The sequence below is a fragment of the Deltaproteobacteria bacterium genome (assembly GCA_009929795.1).
Taxonomy (GTDB): Bacteria; Desulfobacterota; Desulfovibrionia; order Desulfovibrionales; family Desulfomicrobiaceae; genus RZZR01.
Window position 1 is genome coordinate 58,261 of the sequence record RZZR01000001.1, and the last position, 16,472, is coordinate 74,732.

13 protein-coding genes are annotated in these 16,472 nt (G+C 60.4%); 9 read left to right on the forward strand and 4 right to left on the reverse strand.

All coding sequences use genetic code 11. The features are described 5' to 3' along the window. The first annotated feature begins 43 nt into the window (after positions 1-43). From EOM25_00305 to EOM25_00325, 5 genes are all read left to right on the forward strand, one after another. Positions 44-1,285, forward strand: a complete 1,242-nt coding sequence (locus EOM25_00305; GenBank protein ID NCC23627.1) for a tryptophan/tyrosine permease — start codon at positions 44-46, stop codon at positions 1,283-1,285. Positions 1,286-1,450: 165 nt separating this feature from the next. After that, a complete protein-coding gene (locus EOM25_00310; GenBank protein ID NCC23628.1) occupies positions 1,451-2,488 on the forward strand; it encodes a Ni/Fe hydrogenase subunit beta in 1,038 nt (345 codons plus the stop codon). Next, positions 2,485-3,318, forward strand: coding sequence for an oxidoreductase (locus EOM25_00315; GenBank protein ID NCC23629.1), 834 nt, complete (start codon positions 2,485-2,487; stop codon positions 3,316-3,318). The genes EOM25_00310 and EOM25_00315 overlap by 4 nt, the downstream gene beginning before the upstream one ends. A gap of 37 nt (positions 3,319-3,355) precedes the next feature. Next, complete coding sequence (locus tag EOM25_00320; protein NCC23630.1) at positions 3,356-4,102, forward strand: NADH:ubiquinone oxidoreductase; 747 nt, start codon at positions 3,356-3,358, stop codon at positions 4,100-4,102. A gap of 26 nt (positions 4,103-4,128) precedes the next feature. Next, a complete protein-coding gene (locus EOM25_00325; protein ID NCC23631.1) occupies positions 4,129-5,496 on the forward strand; it encodes a Ni/Fe hydrogenase subunit alpha in 1,368 nt (455 codons plus the stop codon). A gap of 204 nt (positions 5,497-5,700) precedes the next feature. Here EOM25_00325 and EOM25_00330 read toward each other — a convergent pair whose 3' ends face one another. Beyond that, positions 5,701-8,061 (reverse strand): SLC13 family permease, encoded by a 2,361-nt coding sequence (locus EOM25_00330; GenBank protein ID NCC23632.1) that lies wholly within the window; start codon positions 8,059-8,061, stop codon positions 5,701-5,703. Positions 8,062-8,342: 281 nt separating this feature from the next. Between EOM25_00330 and EOM25_00335 the strand changes: the two genes are divergently transcribed. Further along, a complete protein-coding gene (locus EOM25_00335; GenBank protein NCC23633.1) occupies positions 8,343-9,647 on the forward strand; it encodes a carbohydrate ABC transporter substrate-binding protein in 1,305 nt (434 codons plus the stop codon). Positions 9,648-9,690: 43 nt separating this feature from the next. After that, on the forward strand, positions 9,691-12,711 hold the full coding sequence (locus tag EOM25_00340) for a response regulator (protein ID NCC23634.1): 3,021 nt from the start codon (positions 9,691-9,693) through the stop codon (positions 12,709-12,711). Here the strand turns inward: EOM25_00340 and EOM25_00345 are convergent. Genes EOM25_00345 through EOM25_00355 form a run of 3 tightly spaced genes read right to left on the reverse strand, consistent with a single transcriptional unit; the run spans position 12,689 to position 15,397 of the window. Then, on the reverse strand, positions 12,689-13,453 hold the full coding sequence (locus EOM25_00345; GenBank protein NCC23635.1) for a tryptophan synthase subunit alpha: 765 nt from the start codon (positions 13,451-13,453) through the stop codon (positions 12,689-12,691). The two genes, EOM25_00340 and EOM25_00345, sit on opposite strands and share 23 nt — an antisense overlap. Then, positions 13,446-14,672, reverse strand: coding sequence for a tryptophan synthase subunit beta (gene trpB, locus EOM25_00350; protein NCC23636.1), 1,227 nt, complete (start codon positions 14,670-14,672; stop codon positions 13,446-13,448). The genes EOM25_00345 and trpB overlap by 8 nt, the downstream gene beginning before the upstream one ends. Continuing rightward, on the reverse strand, positions 14,669-15,397 hold the full coding sequence (locus EOM25_00355) for a GntR family transcriptional regulator (protein ID NCC23637.1): 729 nt from the start codon (positions 15,395-15,397) through the stop codon (positions 14,669-14,671). Before EOM25_00355 ends, trpB begins: the two co-directional genes overlap by 4 nt. A gap of 227 nt (positions 15,398-15,624) precedes the next feature. Between EOM25_00355 and EOM25_00360 the strand changes: the two genes are divergently transcribed. Both EOM25_00360 and EOM25_00365 read left to right on the forward strand, forming a co-directional pair. Further along, complete coding sequence (locus EOM25_00360) at positions 15,625-15,879, forward strand: redoxin domain-containing protein (GenBank protein ID NCC23638.1); 255 nt, start codon at positions 15,625-15,627, stop codon at positions 15,877-15,879. Positions 15,880-15,948: 69 nt separating this feature from the next. After that, positions 15,949-16,350, forward strand: a complete 402-nt coding sequence (locus EOM25_00365) for a redoxin domain-containing protein (protein ID NCC23639.1) — start codon at positions 15,949-15,951, stop codon at positions 16,348-16,350. The last annotated feature ends 122 nt before the right edge of the window (positions 16,351-16,472 follow it).

Sequence of the window (16,472 nt, forward strand, 5' to 3'; positions counted from 1 at the left end):
ACGACAGAGCGCGTTCAAAACACAACCCAATGGAGCCAGACCCATGTCCGTCCGCCCATCCCTGTCCATCATGGTCACGGTCAGTTTTCTCGTCGTCGGCAACCTCATTGGAGTAGGCATTCTGGCCCTGCCCATCAACACCGGCCTGGCCGGATTCATCCCCGCCCTTGCGGGCATGGTCCTCCTTGGCGGAGCCATGTTCTTCTCTGCCATGGTCCTGGCACGGGAGGCCGTCCAGGCCCGGAAGGAGACCTTCAACCTGCCAAGCCTCTACGGGGCCTACCTGGGTCGGACCGGAAAATGGGTGGCCATTCTGGCCAACATGCTGATCCTCTACGGACTGCTCGTAGCCTACCTGACCGGAGGAACGACCATCATCGGAAACATCTTCGGCCTGCCCGAACAATTCAATTGGCTGGTAACCTTAATTTTCTTTGCCGTACTGACCGGCACGGCCCTGATGAAGGTGGACATGATCCTCAAGTACAACAGTCTGATCATGATCTGTCTGTTCATCTTTTTTGGGCTCATGGTCGGAATCGGGGAAACCAATGTGGAAAGTGGCGCTCTCGGCTACATGGACTGGAGGTTCTTGCCCTACACCGCACCCATCATCGTCACCGCCTTCCACTTTCACAATATCATCCCGGACGTCTGTACCAGTCTGAAATGGGATCTTTCCGCCGTCTGGAAAACCATGCTTGGCGGCATGCTCATCGGCTTTGTCATGAACGCCGTGTGGATCCAGGTCGGCATCGGCGTCCTACCCCTGGAGGGAACCGAAAACAGCCTCCTGGCCGCCTTCGAACAGAACCTTCCGGCCACGGTACCCATGTCTGCCGTCATCCATTCCAAGCTGTTCCTCGTGGCCTCCCTGGTCTTCTCCCTTCTGGCCATCATGACCTCCTATCTCGCCAACGGCATGGGACTTCTGAGCTTCATCCGGGACATGACCGAAAACCAGTTCCATTTTCAGAACCGCAGCCTGGCCGCAGCCTTGACATTTGGTCCGCCCCTGGCCATCGCCCTGCTCTGGCCCGACGTCTTTCTGACGGCCATAAACGTCGTTGGCGGGGTGGGCATCGTCGTCCTCTTCGGCATCCTGCCGAGCCTCATCTTTCTGCGCAAGAATCCCGGACCGGGAACAAGGGTTCTTGGCCTGATCATGCTCGTTCTCTTTCTCGTCTGCCTGGGACTTGAAATCGGCCAGGAGGCAGGTCTTCTGCACATTCATCCCGAGGTGGAACACTGGCACCCGCAATTGGACTCGATTCCCGCCCCATGAGGGCAAGCATGGCCGGTGATGCCTGTTTGATTGCGGCGTTTTCCCCGGGCATCAACCATGCCTTGTGAGAAAAGAAACAATCTTGTCAGCCTGTTTTTCGTTCCGTATGTGTGCGTGACATTCATCTCGAAGTGATGAAACCCTCCCTTCGCAGGAGTACGACGTATGACAGCCTACACGGTGTATCTGGAACAGCTTCCCGGTCTGCTCGACGCATGGTCAAGAGACTATGCCGTACACGTGCCCGTTCAGACCGAACCGGGCTTCTACGATTTCGCCCCCTGGGGGAAAGAGGTTGAAATCGCCTGGGACTACGATGTGGCATACAACTCCCCCAAACGTTTTCTTCTCCCTTCCCAGGAAGACCTTATCGCCTACGACGCCCGGTCCTGCACGGCTGAACCTGTGTTTGAGGCCCCCAAGCAGCTCCTCTTTGGAGTCCATCCCTACGACGTCAGGGCCATCGCTCAGCTTGACCAGCTCCTGGAATCCGGGGCTCCCGACCAGTCCTACCGCCGACGACGGGAACAGACCCTGATCTTCGCCCTGGACCCCATCCGGGTGGCCGAAACTGCCTTCTGGTCGACCATGGGGGCCGGACAGGCCGACTTGGGCTTCGATCTCTACTGGACCAAGATCGGACCGGCTGCCTTCCTGGTCGTGGTCGGCTCGGCCAAGGGCGAGGAACTCCTCAAGGCCTCCGGACCAATACCCCAGGCCAGCGTGGCCGAACGCGACGCGGCCAGACGAACCGCCGAAGCCGTGCGCCTGGTGGCCGATCGCCGAGGGCTGCGTTTCCCCTGGCAGGATATCCCGGCCCTGCTCGAAAAATCATGGAACTCCCGGCTCTGGCGGGAACGCTCGGAAATGTGTCTGGCCTGCGGGTCCTGCAACGTGGTTTGTCCGACCTGCTACTGCTTCGATATCCGGGAGGAGATGGATCTGAACATGAAAACCGGACGCCGATTCCGGACCTGGGACGCGTGCATGCTCCCCTCCTTCGCCCTCATTGCCGGCGGCCATAACTTCCGGGCCAAGGCTTTGGAGCGCTACCGGCACCGATACTATCGAAAGGGCAAGTACATTTACGACCTTGTGGGCGAGCTCGGCTGCGTGGGCTGCGGCCGCTGCGTGAGAGCCTGCACTGCGGGCATCGCCAATCCCATGGAGGTCTACAACGCCCTGTGGGAGGAATTCAAATGAACCGTCGGAACTTTTCTCCCTACGTCCCGCGCCCGGCCACCCTCATCCGCAAGGAACGACTGTCCGCGCTGGTAACCCTGTTCGAGTTCGCCCCGGACAACGGACGCCCCTTGGCCCACAAGCCCGGGCAATTCATCCAGGTCTCGGTCTTCGGTGTGGGCGAAGCTCCCTTTTCCATCAGTTCCTTTCCCAACCCGGACACCCACCACTTCGAGATTGCCGTCCGCAAAATCGGGTCTGTGACCAACGCCCTGCACGTGCTAAACGAAGGCGACAAGGTCGCCATCCGCGGTCCCTACGGCTCCTTCTTTCCCATTCAGGAATTTGTGGGCAAGGACACCATTTTCGTGGCCGGAGGACTCGGATACATCCCCCTGCGCAGCCTGCTCCGCTACCAGCTCAAGCACCGCAACGAGTTCGGCCGGATCATACTCCTGGTCGGCACCCGCAATCCGTCTGAGCGCATCTTCGTCGACAGACTGGCCGAACTTTCGGCCCGGCCCGACGTGGACGTCTATGAGACCGTTGACGTTCCCGATGAACACTGGACCGGTCACGTGGGGCTCGTCACCACCCTGCTGCCCAAGCTGACTTTCGATCCCGACAACACCTACGTGGCCATGGTCGGACCGCCGGTCATGTACAAATTCGTCATCGCCGGCTGCAAGGATTTGGGCATCCACCCCTCCCGAATCTACGTCTCCCTGGAACGAAAGATGAAATGCGGCCTGGGCAAATGCGGCCATTGTCAGATCAACGGCCTGAACGCCTGCATTTCCGGACCGGTATTCCGCTACACCGACATCGAGTCCCTGCAGGAGGCCCTGTAGCCACCGGCTTCGGACGCATCACTTTTTTGGAGGACCCATGGCCAGCAAACCCAGAATCGCCTTCTTCGACTTCGCCGGTTGCGAGGGCGACCAGCTTCAGGTGGCCAACCTGGAGGAACGGCTTCTCGACCTCCTTGAACATGTCGAGGTGGTCAATTTCCGGGAGGTCATGACCGAAAGGAGCGACGACTACGACATCGCCTTTGTCGAGGGCTCCATCACCACCCCGGCCGACATAGACCGAATCAAGGGTATCCGGAAACGGGCCAAGATTCTGGTTGCCTTGGGGGCCTGCGCCACCATCGGTGGGGTGAACTGCATGAAGAATTTCATGGACGAGTCCGTGTACCGGACCCATGTCTACGGCCCCATGGCCCGGGCCTACGAAACCATCCCGGCCCGGCCCGTCTCGGCCGTCGTCCCTGTGGACGCCGAGATTCACGGCTGCCCCATCGACAAGGAGGAATTCCTGCGGGTCACCAAGGAACTTCTCCTGGGCCGGACCCCCTGGCTCCCGGACTACCCGGTGTGCATGGAGTGCAAGGCCGCCGGCAACATCTGCCGCTACGAATTGGGCAGACCCTGCCTCGGTATCATCACCCGGGCCGGCTGCGGCGCGGTCTGCGTCACCGAGGGGGCCCATTGCTGGGGCTGCCGCGGACTGGCCCCCCACGCCAACCTCGACGCCGCCAAGTACGTCATGATCGATCGGGGCGGGTTCTCCCGTCGCCAGGTTCAGGATCTTTTGCGATTCTACAACGGCTACACCAGCGCGCCCCTTTAGGCCGCGCCAAGGCACACGGAGCGGATATGAGCGACCTTGAACAGACCGCCGGGACCCCCGGCCCCAAGAAAATCAACGTCCACCACCTGACTCGGGTCGAAGGCCACGGCAACATCGTGGCCGAGATCGGCACCGACGGCCAGGTCGAGGCCTGCCGATGGGAGGTGCCCGAGGCTCCGCGCTTTTTCGAGGCCATGCTTCTGGGCAAGCATTTTTCAGATGTCCATCAGATCACCTCCCGCATCTGCGGCATCTGCTCCATCGGCCATCAACTGGCCTCTCTCCAGGCCACCGAGGATGCCATGGGGATCCGGCCCTCGATCCAGACCGTGGCACTGCGCAAACTGGCCCTGCACGCCGAAAACCTCCAGAGCCATCTGCTGCACGTGGCCTATCTGGTGTTGCCAGACCTTTTTGGTGTGGGCTCGGTCATTCCTCTGGCTTCCACCCACAAGAATGAACTGAAGACACTCATCTCCCTCCACCGCATGGCCAACGAGTTCAGCCGGGTCGTGTGCGGACGGACGACCCACCCCCAGCGACTCGTGCCCGGCGGGTTCGCCAAGCTGCCCACGGTCAAGGATCTCGAAACTCTGCGCCGGGATCTCAAGGATTCCCTCTCCGGCCTTCAGACCGCCGTTGACGTGCTGGCCTCGGTGGCTGGGGCCATTCCGGCATTCACCCGGCCCACTGAATACGTGGGTCTCGTTTCTCCGGCCGAATACGCCCTGCTTCACGGCCATATCAGCACCAGTCTTGACCAGACCCGACCGGCCGGCCACTACCGGGACGTGACCAACGAATACATGGTCCGCCAGTCCACGGCCAAATGGACCAAGAACAAGATGGGCTCCCTCATGGTCGGGGCCTTGGCCCGCTTCAACCTGAACCACGCCTACCTAACGCCTCGGGCCAAGGCCGCGGCCAAGGCCTTGGGCTTGAGTGCCCCCTGTCACAATCCCTACATGATTTCCGTGGCCCAATTGGTCGAGTGCGTCCACAGCGTGGAAGATTCTCTTGCCCTCGTGGACGGTCTTGTGGCCAGGGGCATCAAGGCCGAGGCCCGCATGGACATCCGGCCCCGGGCCGGCAAGGGCGTGGGCACGGTGGAGGTTCCCCGGGGGCTTCTCATCCACGCCTACGAATACGACGACCAGGGGCGCATCGTGGACGCCGACTGCGTCATCCCCACCAACCAGAACCACGGCAACATCCAGAAGGACATGGACGCCCTCATCCCCGACCTGCGGGATTTGACCGAAGCCGAGATCGAGCTGCGCCTGTCCATGCTTGTGCGGGCCTACGATCCGTGCATCTCCTGTTCGACCCATTTCATCGACATCCGTGGGGGTGGAGGTCGGGGGTCCATGGTTCGTTTTGTTCACCCGAACTGAAGCCGAGCCCTCCAAAAAATCGAACGGCCCGGGCGGTAGTATCGTCCGGGCCGTTTTGATTCTGAATCGACTCTTTGGTCGAAGCCTCTGTTTTTCGGCCGTCAAACCGATTTTTACAACCAGTCAATCGGATTGACAGATTGTAAAAATCTGACAGCGTTCAGTAAAAACTATGGATTGACGAGGCGTATCGGCCCGTAGCGACTAGGCCGGCCAGAAGATGGGCAGAAGCCAGACACAGACAGCCATGGTGACCGCCGTCAGAGGCACGCCGAGCTTCAGGTAGTCCACGAACCTGTAGCCGCCTGGGCTCATGACCAGGAGATGGGCCGGATGGGACAGGGGGCTGGCAAAGCTGGCCGAAGCAGCCAGGGCCACGGTCATCATCAGTAGATGCGGCGAGATGGCCAGGGCCTCGGCCGCGGTCAGGGCCACAGGGGCCATGAGAACCACCAAAGCCGCCGTGGGGATGACCTGGGTGGCGAGGACGGTGACGAAAAAGAGTGCAGCCACCACCCATCTGGGCCCGAAATCACCGACCGTACCGATCAAGGCTTCGGCCCCCAATCCCGCCGCGCCGGTTTTTTCCACAGCCACGCCCAAGGGGAGCATGCAGGCGATAAGGAAGATAACCTTCCACTCGATGGCCCGATAGGCCTCGTCCATGGTCAGGCAACCCAGGAGAATCATCAGGGCCGATCCAGTCAGAGCGGCAATGGCAATGGGCACCAAGCCGAGAATGGCGCTCAAAATCGTGGCGACCATGAGCACTGCCGCCACTGGGGCCTTTTCCAGACGTGGAGCCTGGGCGGCATCCTGATCCAGGACCAGGAAGTCCGGGTTCCGGGCCAAGGCCTCCAGGCTTCGCCTCGGGCCGTAGACCAGCAGGGCGTCCCCAAATTGGAGAGGCATGTCCTGGAGTCCGGTCCTGAAGGCCTGTCCTTTCCTCCAGACGGCCAAAACGCTCAGGCCATATTGTTCCCGAAAAAAAAGTTCGGCCAAAGTCCGGCCAACCAGGGTGGTCCGGGGTGAAAGAAGAACCTCGGTGACCCCGGCCTGCTGCGACTCCAGTTCGGCCATCAGGCCACGGTCGCCCTCTTCGACCTGGAGTTCTTGGAGAGCTTCAAGAACTTCCAGGTCAATGGGTGAACCCTGAACGACCAACAGATCACCGGCCAGAATTTTTTCCTGGGGTGATGGCATACAGAGCATGTCCCGCTCCCGGATGATCCCAACCACGGTCAATCCGAAGGCATTTCCCAGGCGGGATTCGACCAGATCGCGATCGGCCAACACAGACCCCTGCGGTACCCGCACGGACAGAAGACCGGTTTGGCGTTTGAACTTCGGCGATCGGGATTCGCCTTGGTCAAAGTCGGCCTGGACATCTTTGGGTTCGGCGATCATCCCGGCCTGGATCAAAGCGTCCAGGGCCTCGGGTTCGCCCTGGAGGACCAGACGGTCCCCCGGGACAAAACGATGGTGCAGCGGGTCGGCCGGAACAACGCCGTCCGGACCGGAGAGGCCCAGAACCTGAACCCGGAATTTGGGGCGCAGGCCACTTTGTCCCAAGGTCGTGCCGACCAGGGCCGAGCCCTCCACGATCAAGGCCTCGACCACGGCCAACCGCTTGCAGACCATGTCCTCGATTCCTCGAAACGATTCCGTCATCAAGTGCTGCCTGCCGTTGAATCGACGTAAATGCTCAGGCTGGCCGTGAACGATCAGGGTGTCCCCGGATTCCAGCGTCTCCGACGGCCTGGGCGCAAGCATGAGGACTCCCCGGCGTTGCAGGGCCACCACGGTCAGAAACAGGGCCGAGCCCATCCGACTTTCGGCCAGAGTCCGGCCTGCCAGCGAGGACCGGGCCGGAATTCTGATGGTGAAGACGTGGACGTCGAGCTGGTATGACGCTCCCAGTCTGGAAAGCGAGTTATCACCTCCCTCCGCGGAGTGATGGGGCAGGAATCGTCGGCCGATGAGAAGGACGAAGACGATACCGGCAATGACGATGATGCCGGTTATGGGTGTGAACTCGAATAGACCGAAAGGCCGCAGTCCGGCCTCCACCAGAGCCTCGGTGACCAGGATGTTCGGGGGAGTGGAGATGCCCGTGAATGGTCCACCAAGCAGGCAGCCCAGGGCCAAAGGCATGAGGAGGCGCGACGGCGACCGGCCGCTGCGTCTGGCCAGCTCCATGGTCGCCGGAAGAAGGATGGCGGCCACGGTGGTCGTGTTGACCAGGGCTGAAAGAATGCTGGCCGAAACCATCAGGGCGGCCATGAGTCCGGCCTCGCTGCCCTTGGCGAAACGCTGCAGGGGCTGGCCGAGTTTGAGGGCGATGCCCGTGCGGGTCAGTCCGGCCGAAAGGATGAACATGGCCAGGACCGTGATCACGGCCGGGCTGCTGAATCCGGCCAGAGCCTCCTGGGCTGTGACCAGCCCGGTCAGGGCCAGGGCCGAGAGGACCAGAAGTCCGACCAGATCGACCCGAAGCCAGCCACCGACAAAGACGACCAAGGCGGCCAGAATGATGCAAAGAAGGACGATGAGATCCAAAGCCACATACTCCAATCGTTTATTGTCTAGTCGGGTCGATCGGAACGCCAGAATCCAAGGAGCCGATCTCGACCTTCATTGATCTTGGCTCAAGGTGAGCATATCTCCGGCTTGATCAAGAGTAAATTCCCCCTGTCGAGGGCCGGGACCGTTTCCAGCCCCATTTGAATGGACTTTTACCCGAAATGAATCTAGTTTGGCATCATGGAATCGGGATTCCGACCCGATCCTGATTCGTCCATGGCGGGCCTGGTTTTACAGCCGTCCCACAAGCGAGGTTTTTGTCCATGATCTCCACAATCCATTCTTGTTTTTCATCCCTCGTGGCTCTGATCCTCCTGTTCTGTTTGAGCTTTCCCGCGACCGCCGGTTTCCATTCCGCTCAACCGATGACCGTCCTTACCCTTGGCTCGTGGCGGACCGACGACATCCCGGAAATGAACGTGATTCTCGGCCGTTTTCACGAGGCTCACCCGGATATCCGGGTCGTATTCGACCCCACCCCGGCCCCGGACTACGATCAGGTGCTAACTGCCCAGCTCGAAGGCGGCACGGCCCCGGACCTCTTCTATTTACGGTCCTTCACCAAATCCAGACAACTCCATGAAGCCGGGCATCTCGAAAAACTGAACGATCTGCCTGGGCTGGCGTGGGCTTTCGCCACCGAGAGCCTAGCTCCATGGACCGGTGACGACGGCGTGGTCTACGGTGTTCCGTTCATCGCCACGTCCCACGCCGTCTACTACAATGCGGACCTCTTCTCGAAATTCGGGCTGTCCGTGCCCCGCACCTGGGAGGAGCTCCTGGCCGCGGCCGAGACCCTGAAGAAACACGGCATCACCCCTTTTGCCAACGCCTGCGGCGATGCCTGGACCATCAACGAGATCGTCTTCTTCAACATTCTGCCCAACTTCATCGGCGGCCGGGCCGGGAGACTCGAATACCTCGCCGGGCGGCGATGCTTCAACGATGAGAGCATGGTCCGGGCCTTCGAGGCTCTGCACGACCTGTCCAGATTCTTTCCCGACAATCACGATTTTTTGCGTTACAGCGACAGCCTGCAACTCTTTGTCCAGGGCAAGGCCGCCATGTGGATGGGAGGATCCTGGGACATCCCCTATTTTGAACAGGAAAAACCGGCCTTTTCCTGGAGGGTGTTCGCCCCGCCCCCGCCGGCCGGGTATCCTGGCCACATCACCTTTCACCTCGACGCCGGCATCGGCCTGAACTCGGCCTCCACCCGCAAAGAGGCCGCCCGTGTCTTCCTGACCTGGCTGACCAACCCGGCCACGGGCGAATTGCTCGGCAACACCCTTCCGGGGTTTTTCCCCATGCACAGGACCGTTCCGGAACTCGACCATGCCGCGGCCAGGGAATTTCTCTCCCTGAACCAGGGCCGGGGAACGGACGTTCGTTTCGTCTGGGACCGGCTCCGGGATGGCAATCCCGACGCCTATCCGCTGCTCATGGACCTGACAAAGGCCGTCATCCGCGGCGACATGTCTCCCCGCAACGCCGCCGACGCTCTCCAGCAAGGTCTGGCCCTGTGGTACGAACCGGCCCGTGGATGCGGTCGGGAGCCCGGCCCATGAAGTTGGCGGCCAGCCCCGGAAACTCCATCCCTGAAGGGGACCAATGTTGAATCCGGTCCGCTTTGTCACCGCCAAGGTCGGCCGTAAAATTCTCTTCGGCTTCCTGCTCATGGCCATTCTCATGCTTGGCCTTGGGGGCTTGGTTTTAAAACGAGTTTCCGACATTTCCACAAGCGTCGAGGACCTCAGCCGGAATCTTGCCCGGGAACTCAGTCTTCACCGGGAAATCGCCGGACGAACCGGGTTGATGCGTCTGGCGGCCGGGTCCTACATCGACACCCACAGCCAGGACAGTTTGAATAGCTTCAACGAGAACTACGCCATTCTTCTGGAGCTCATCGAGTCCACTCAGGCCCTGGTCAAGGATAGATCGAGTCAAGAGGCCATGACCGAGATCGGCCGTCATGTCGAAGAATACGGCCAGGCCTTCAGGGAAGTGGCCCGCATCGTTCTCGACCGCCAATTGACCGTGCTCATGATTCTGGACGACGCGCGATACCGGGCCGAAAAGCATCTGAGTGCCATTCGCGTTCTTGGCCTGGGCAGCACGGAAACATCGATCCTCCTGGCCCTGGGAAATGTCCAGAAGACCTTTTTGGAGATGCTTCTTCAGGCCAACAAGTATCTCGATGTCGGAGACGAACGCTACGGGGTGCTTTTTGACAAGGCCTATACCCAGACTCTGGAGTTGTTTGCCGGCATGAGCTCGGCCATGGAAAACGATAACGGCCAGGCAGCGGTCTTCAAGGCCGTGGACGCCGTCAGGGACTTCAAGGCCGGATTCGATTCCATCCGCACCGATTTCAGGACCCAGCACCGGCTGAAGCGTGAACGTCTGGACATCCTGAATCAAGCCATCGCCACATCCATTGCCGAGAGTGTGGCCGAAATCGAGGCTCGGTTCACCTTCCACGAAAACCAGGCCAACCAGCTCATTGCCGATTCCAAGCGGGAAATCGTCGCCATCCTGGCGGCCATTCTGACCCTTGGCGCGGTCTTGAGCATCGTCATCGCCCGTCGGATCACCTCCCCGCTGATCCGGGTCATGCGGGCTTCCACCACCCTGGCCGATACGGACCTCCGCCTGTTCTCAGGGCAACTCATGGCCATCTCCCGGGGCGGAACGCCCTCGTCGTTCAAAACCGAAGCCAAACCTCTTGAAATAGACCAGCCTGATGAAGTCGGTGGCGTGGCCCGAGCCTTCAATGCCGTCGTCCATCGCATCAAGGAGGCCGAATCGGCCTTCGAGGCCATGGGTGTTCATTTCCGACGACTGACCGCCGCGGCCGGCTCCGTGGCTCGGGGAGACCTGGAGGTGGAGGTCCGGCCGGCCTCCGAATCGGACGAACTCGGCCGGGCCATCGCCGAGATGATCCTCAGCCTTCGCCGGGCCAGGGACGTGGTCGAACTCCACCAAAACCACCTGTCCGACCTCGTGGCCCAGAAGACCACGGAACTGGACGAAAGCCGGCGCTATCTTTCCACCCTCCTGGGCAATCTCCCGGGCATGGCCTATCGTTGCATATTCGATCAAGACTGGACCATGGAGTTTGCCAGCCAGGGAAGTCTGGCCCTGACCGGATACGCTCCGGATGAATTGGTGGGCAATCGAGTGGTGGCCTACAACGATATCGTCCACCCTGAGGACCGGGACCAGTTGGCCGGGGAGGTCGGCCTGGCCTTGTCCGAGAAGCGACCGTTCGAGGTCCGGTACAGGATCGTGACCAAGTCGGGTCAGGTTCGCTGGGTCTGGGAAAGCGGCCAGGGCGTGAACACGCCGGGCGGCCTGACATCGATGATCGAGGGTTTTATCACCGACATCACCGAGCAAAAGCGACACGAAGAGGATCGGCTGGAAATGGAGCGTCGCCTGCTCCATGCTCAGAAACTGGAAAGCCTGGGAGTCCTGGCCGGAGGCATTGCCCATGACTTCAACAACCTGCTTTCGGCCCTTCTGGGCAGTCTGGAACTGTCCCTCAAGGCCATGGATCAAAACCATCCGTCCCGGCCAGGCATCGAGCGGGCTCAAAAGGCGGCTCGGCTGGCATCCGCACTCTCTTTGCAGATGCTGGCCTACTCGGGTCGGGGACAATTCATGTTCCAGGCCGTAGACGTCAGTCGATGCATCGCGGAAAACCTGCACATCTTTCAGGCGGCCATCTCCAAAACCATCACCCTTCAACTGGACCTGGCCCGGGATCTTCCCCCGATCATGGCCGACCCGGCCCAGCTTCAGCAGGTGGTCATGAACTTGATCACCAACGCGTCCGAGGCCATAGGCGAAGGGGTTGGGGTCATGCGGCTGAACACCGGCCGGATGGAGGCCTCGGCAGATCTTCTTACCAAAAGCCGACTCGAGGAGAAACCCGAACCCGGAGACTATGTCTGGCTGGAGGTCGAGGACAGCGGCTGCGGCATGGACCAGGCCGCCCAAGCCCGAATCTTCGATCCTTTCTTCACCACCAAGTTCACCGGCCGGGGGCTTGGCCTCTCTTCGGTTCTGGGCATCGTCCGCAGCCACCGGGGGGCCATTTTCATCAAGAGCGTTCCGGGACGGGGAACGACCATTCGGATTCTTTTTCCGGTCGGGAGGCCCGAAACGGCCGAAGATCCCATCCCGCCCCAACCGCCGATGGCCGAGCCGGGCCCGGCTTTGTCACCGCTCAGGGAAACGTCGATCTCGCCCACGATCCTGGTCGTGGACGACGAACCCATGATTCTGGAGATGTGCGCCGAGGCCCTGCACGACATGGGCTACCGGGTGCTGCTCGCCTCCGATGGACAGGAAGGGGTGGAGATTCTTGCAGCCGACCCCGAGGCCATTTCCTGCGTGCTCCTCGATTTGACCATGCCCCGCATGGACGGGCCCACAGCCTTCGTCCGAATGCGCGAGATCAGGGCCGACATCAAGGTCGTTCTCTGCTCGGGCTATTCCGAGCAGGAGGCCACCAGCCGCTTTCAGGGTTTGGCCGGATTTATCCAGAAGCCGTACCGGATCGACGAACTGAAAACGGTTCTCGAACGAGTCTTGACCGAGGACCTCACTTCCGCAATCCGGCGATGAACTCGCCCACCGCGGCCGCGCCTTTGTCTTCCAGAACACGGATGGCCTGAGAGCCGACCACGGCGATGTCCACCCTGCCCCTCAAGGCATCCACGTCCTCAGGACTGGATACACCAAAACCCAAAGCCAGGGGCAGCTCCGTGGCCCGACGGCATCGGGCCAGATACCCGTCCAGATCGCGGGAGAACTCGGTCTTCTCGCCGGTCACGCCCTTGCGGGCCACGCAATAGACAAACCCTCGGGCGTGCCGGGCAACGATCTTCATGCGATCATCCGTTGAGGTCGGGGCAAAAATGAAGATGGGGTCCAGGCCATGGGCGGTCATGGCCGTGAGATACTCATCGCCTTCCTCTGGGGGGACGTCAGGGACGATGGCCCCCTTGATTCCGGCCTCCCGGGCCCGTTGGACAAAGGCATCCGTTCCGTATTTGAACAAAATGTTAAAGTAGCTCATGAACAAAAACGGAATGTCATTGTTGGCGGCGGCCTCATGGGCCGCTTCCAGACAGCGGCGCACGGTGACGCCACGCTCCAGGGCCTTCTGGCAGGCCCGGGCAATGACCGGCCCGTCGGCGATGGGCTCGGAAAAGGGAATCTGGAGTTCCATCAAGTCCACCCCGGCCTGGACCATGGTCTCCACCAGGGCCAGAGAGGTCTCGAAGTCGGGGTATCCCAGAACGATATGGGTCATGAGCAGGATGTCTTTTTCCTGCCGGCGGGATCGGATGTAGCTCTCAAGCATGGTAGGCCTCCGCCTTCTTGATGATGAACCGTTCCCAATCGGGGTCGCCGATGGCGTCGGCCACGGTGAAGATGTCCTTGTCGCCCCGGCCGGACTGGTTGATGACGATGACGTCGTCAGAACCGAGCTTGGGAGCCTCCTTGAAAGCCTGGGCAAAGGCATGGGCCGATTCCAGGGCCGGAATGAGGCCTTCCATGCGCATGGTCAGACGCAGAGCCTCGACCACTTCGGCGTCCGTGGCCGACTCGAATCGAGCCCGCCCGGTTTCGTGGAGATGGGCCAGAATGGGTGAGACCCCGACATAGTCGAGGCCTGCGGCCACGCTGTGGGTGTCGCGCATCTGGCCATCGTCGTCCTGGAGAAAATAGGTCTTGTATCCCTGGGCCACGCCCACCGAGCCCTGATCCGAGGCAAGACGGGCCGCGTGCATACCCGTTCCAAGTCCCTTGCCTCCGGCCTCGACCCCGACCAGTTCCACATCGTCGTCCATGAATCCGGAAAAAATACCCATGGCATTGGAGCCTCCGCCCACGCAGGCGTAGACCCTTTTGGGGAGCTTTCCGGCCTGGGCCAGGATCTGTTTGCGGGCCTCCAAGCCGATGATGGACTGGAAATAGGCCACCATTTCCGGATAGGGGTGCGGGCCCGAGGCCGTGCCCAGGACGTAGTGGGTATCGTCCATGTTCCGGGCCCAGTCGCGCAGGGCCTCGTTGATGGCGTCCTTGAGGGTTCTCGAGCCGTCGCGGACCGGCACGACCTCGGCGCCAAGCTGCTGCATCCAGAAGACGTTGGGCCGCTGGCGTTCGACATCCTCCTCGCCCATGTACACCGTGCAGGAAAATCCGAACCGGGCGGCCATGGTGGCCGTGGCCACGCCGTGCTGACCGGCTCCGGTCTCGGCGATGACCCGGGTCTTGCCCATGCGGCGGACCAGCAGACCCTGAGCCATGACATTGTTGGCCTTGTGGGCTCCGGTATGGTTCAGGTCTTCGCGCTTGACGAAGATGCGGGCCCCGCCAAAGTGTCTGCTCAGGTTGTCGGCCGGAGTCAGGGGCGTGGGCCGACAGGAATAGGTAGACATGAGTTCCGTGTACTCTTGCCAGAAGGATGGGTCGGCCTTGGCCTGGGCAAAGGCCTGCCCCAACTGGTCAAATGTGGCCACGAGGATCTCCGGCAGGAAGGCACCGCCGAAACGGCCATGGTATCCGGGCCTATTCATGATGTTGGCACTCCAATGGTTTGGGTGAAAACAAACCGATCGGTCCGGCAGAACAGATCGGCGTACACGGCGTTTCTCGCTCCGGGGAAATGAAGAAATCTTTGGACCTTGAGCATGGGCTTGTGGATCGAAATCTTAAGCAGCAATCCCAACCGCTCGTCCGGATAGTCGATGGAGAAGCGCTGCTCGCCACCTTCAAGACGGAGATGAAAATCCTCCCTGACCACCTGGGCCAGGGAGCGGCCCCTCATGTCCATGCCCGCCATGGACCCGAACAGTCCGGGGTGGAGAAAGAAATTTTCCACCAGAACCGGCTCTCCGCCCACCCGGCTCAGGCGACTCAGAACCATGGCCTGGGTTCCTGCATAAGGGTTAAAGGCCTCGGCCTCCAAAAGTTTGAGCTTAGGACCGGACAAAAGCTCCACCTCAAAATCCACCCCGGCTCCGGAAAACGAGGCCATGGTTCCAGCGAGGGAAAAGAGATCAATATGAGCTGTTGGACTGGCCACGAAGGTTCCGGAGCCCCGACGCCGAACAAGAAGGCCTTCGTGGACCAGAATCTCCAGGGCCTGTCTGGCCGTAGGCCTCCCGATGCCGTAGGTTTCGGCCAAAACATGCTCCGAGGGCAAGCGGTCTCCGGGAACAAGATCGCCTTGCCGAATTTCCCGGCGCAGGATTTCAGCCAGTTGATGATAGAGCGGCATTGGCGAATTTCGATTGAGCATGGTGATTCTCCCGTCGTGGACATCAATATTTTGAAAAATCTGTAAAGTTGTCAAGACAAATTTTTCAAAATTCATGTGTTCACTGGTCGAACCAATAATTATATTGGATCTTGGGACTTGATTGTCATCGAGAAATCCAATAGGTCTTTTTTCAACAAGGAATCATTTTCACTAAGGAGATGTACCCCTCGGTGCATCTCTCGTGCACCTTAACAATGGAGGAAGTCATGACCGAAGAAATGGCCGCCGGCTGCACCAGACCCGTGGCAGAAGTCGGCGAGACACCTGCCGAGCCATCACTCCCAAAAGAAAAGACAAGCGTACACCAAGGAGGAAAAACAATGATCCAGGTCGGTCAAAAGGCTCCTGACTTCACGGCTCCGGCCTATTTTCAGGGCAAATTCACGTCTGTTTCCCTTTCCGCGCACTTGGGCAAATGGGTGGTTCTCTGTTTTTATCCTGGCGATTTTACGTTCGTCTGAGCGACCGAAATTTCGGCGGTCGCCGAAAAGCACGACGAGTTTGCTAAGCTGGGCGTTCAGGTCCTGTCCATGAGTACGGACAGCATGTTCGTCCACAAAATGTGGGTGGACCACGAATTGTCCAAGATGACCACTTCCAAGACAATCCCCTTTCCAATGCTCTCCGATCCAGGAGGCCGGGTCGGCCAAATCTACGGCGTGTATGATCCGGCCGGAGGAGTCGATGTCCGCGGGCGGTTCATCATCGACCCGGACGGCGTGGTCCAGGGCTTCGAGGTCCTGACTCCGCCCGTGGGTCGCAACGTGCTGGAGAGTATCCGCCAGATCCAGGCCTTCCAGGTCGTCCGCGAAAGCAAGGGCTCCAAGGCCACACCTTCGGGCTGGAAACCCGGCAAGCAGGTTCTCGAACCCAGCCCTGCCCTGGTCGGCAACGTCTGGAACGTCTGGAAGGTCGGCCAGGCCTTCGACTAATGCACAGCCTGGTCATCCAGCTAATTGAATCGCAATAAAAAACCTTCCAAAACAAGGCAGCCCCGATTGAGATATAATTCTCGACCGGGGGCTGCCTTGTTTGTAGGTTTGGTATTCAATCC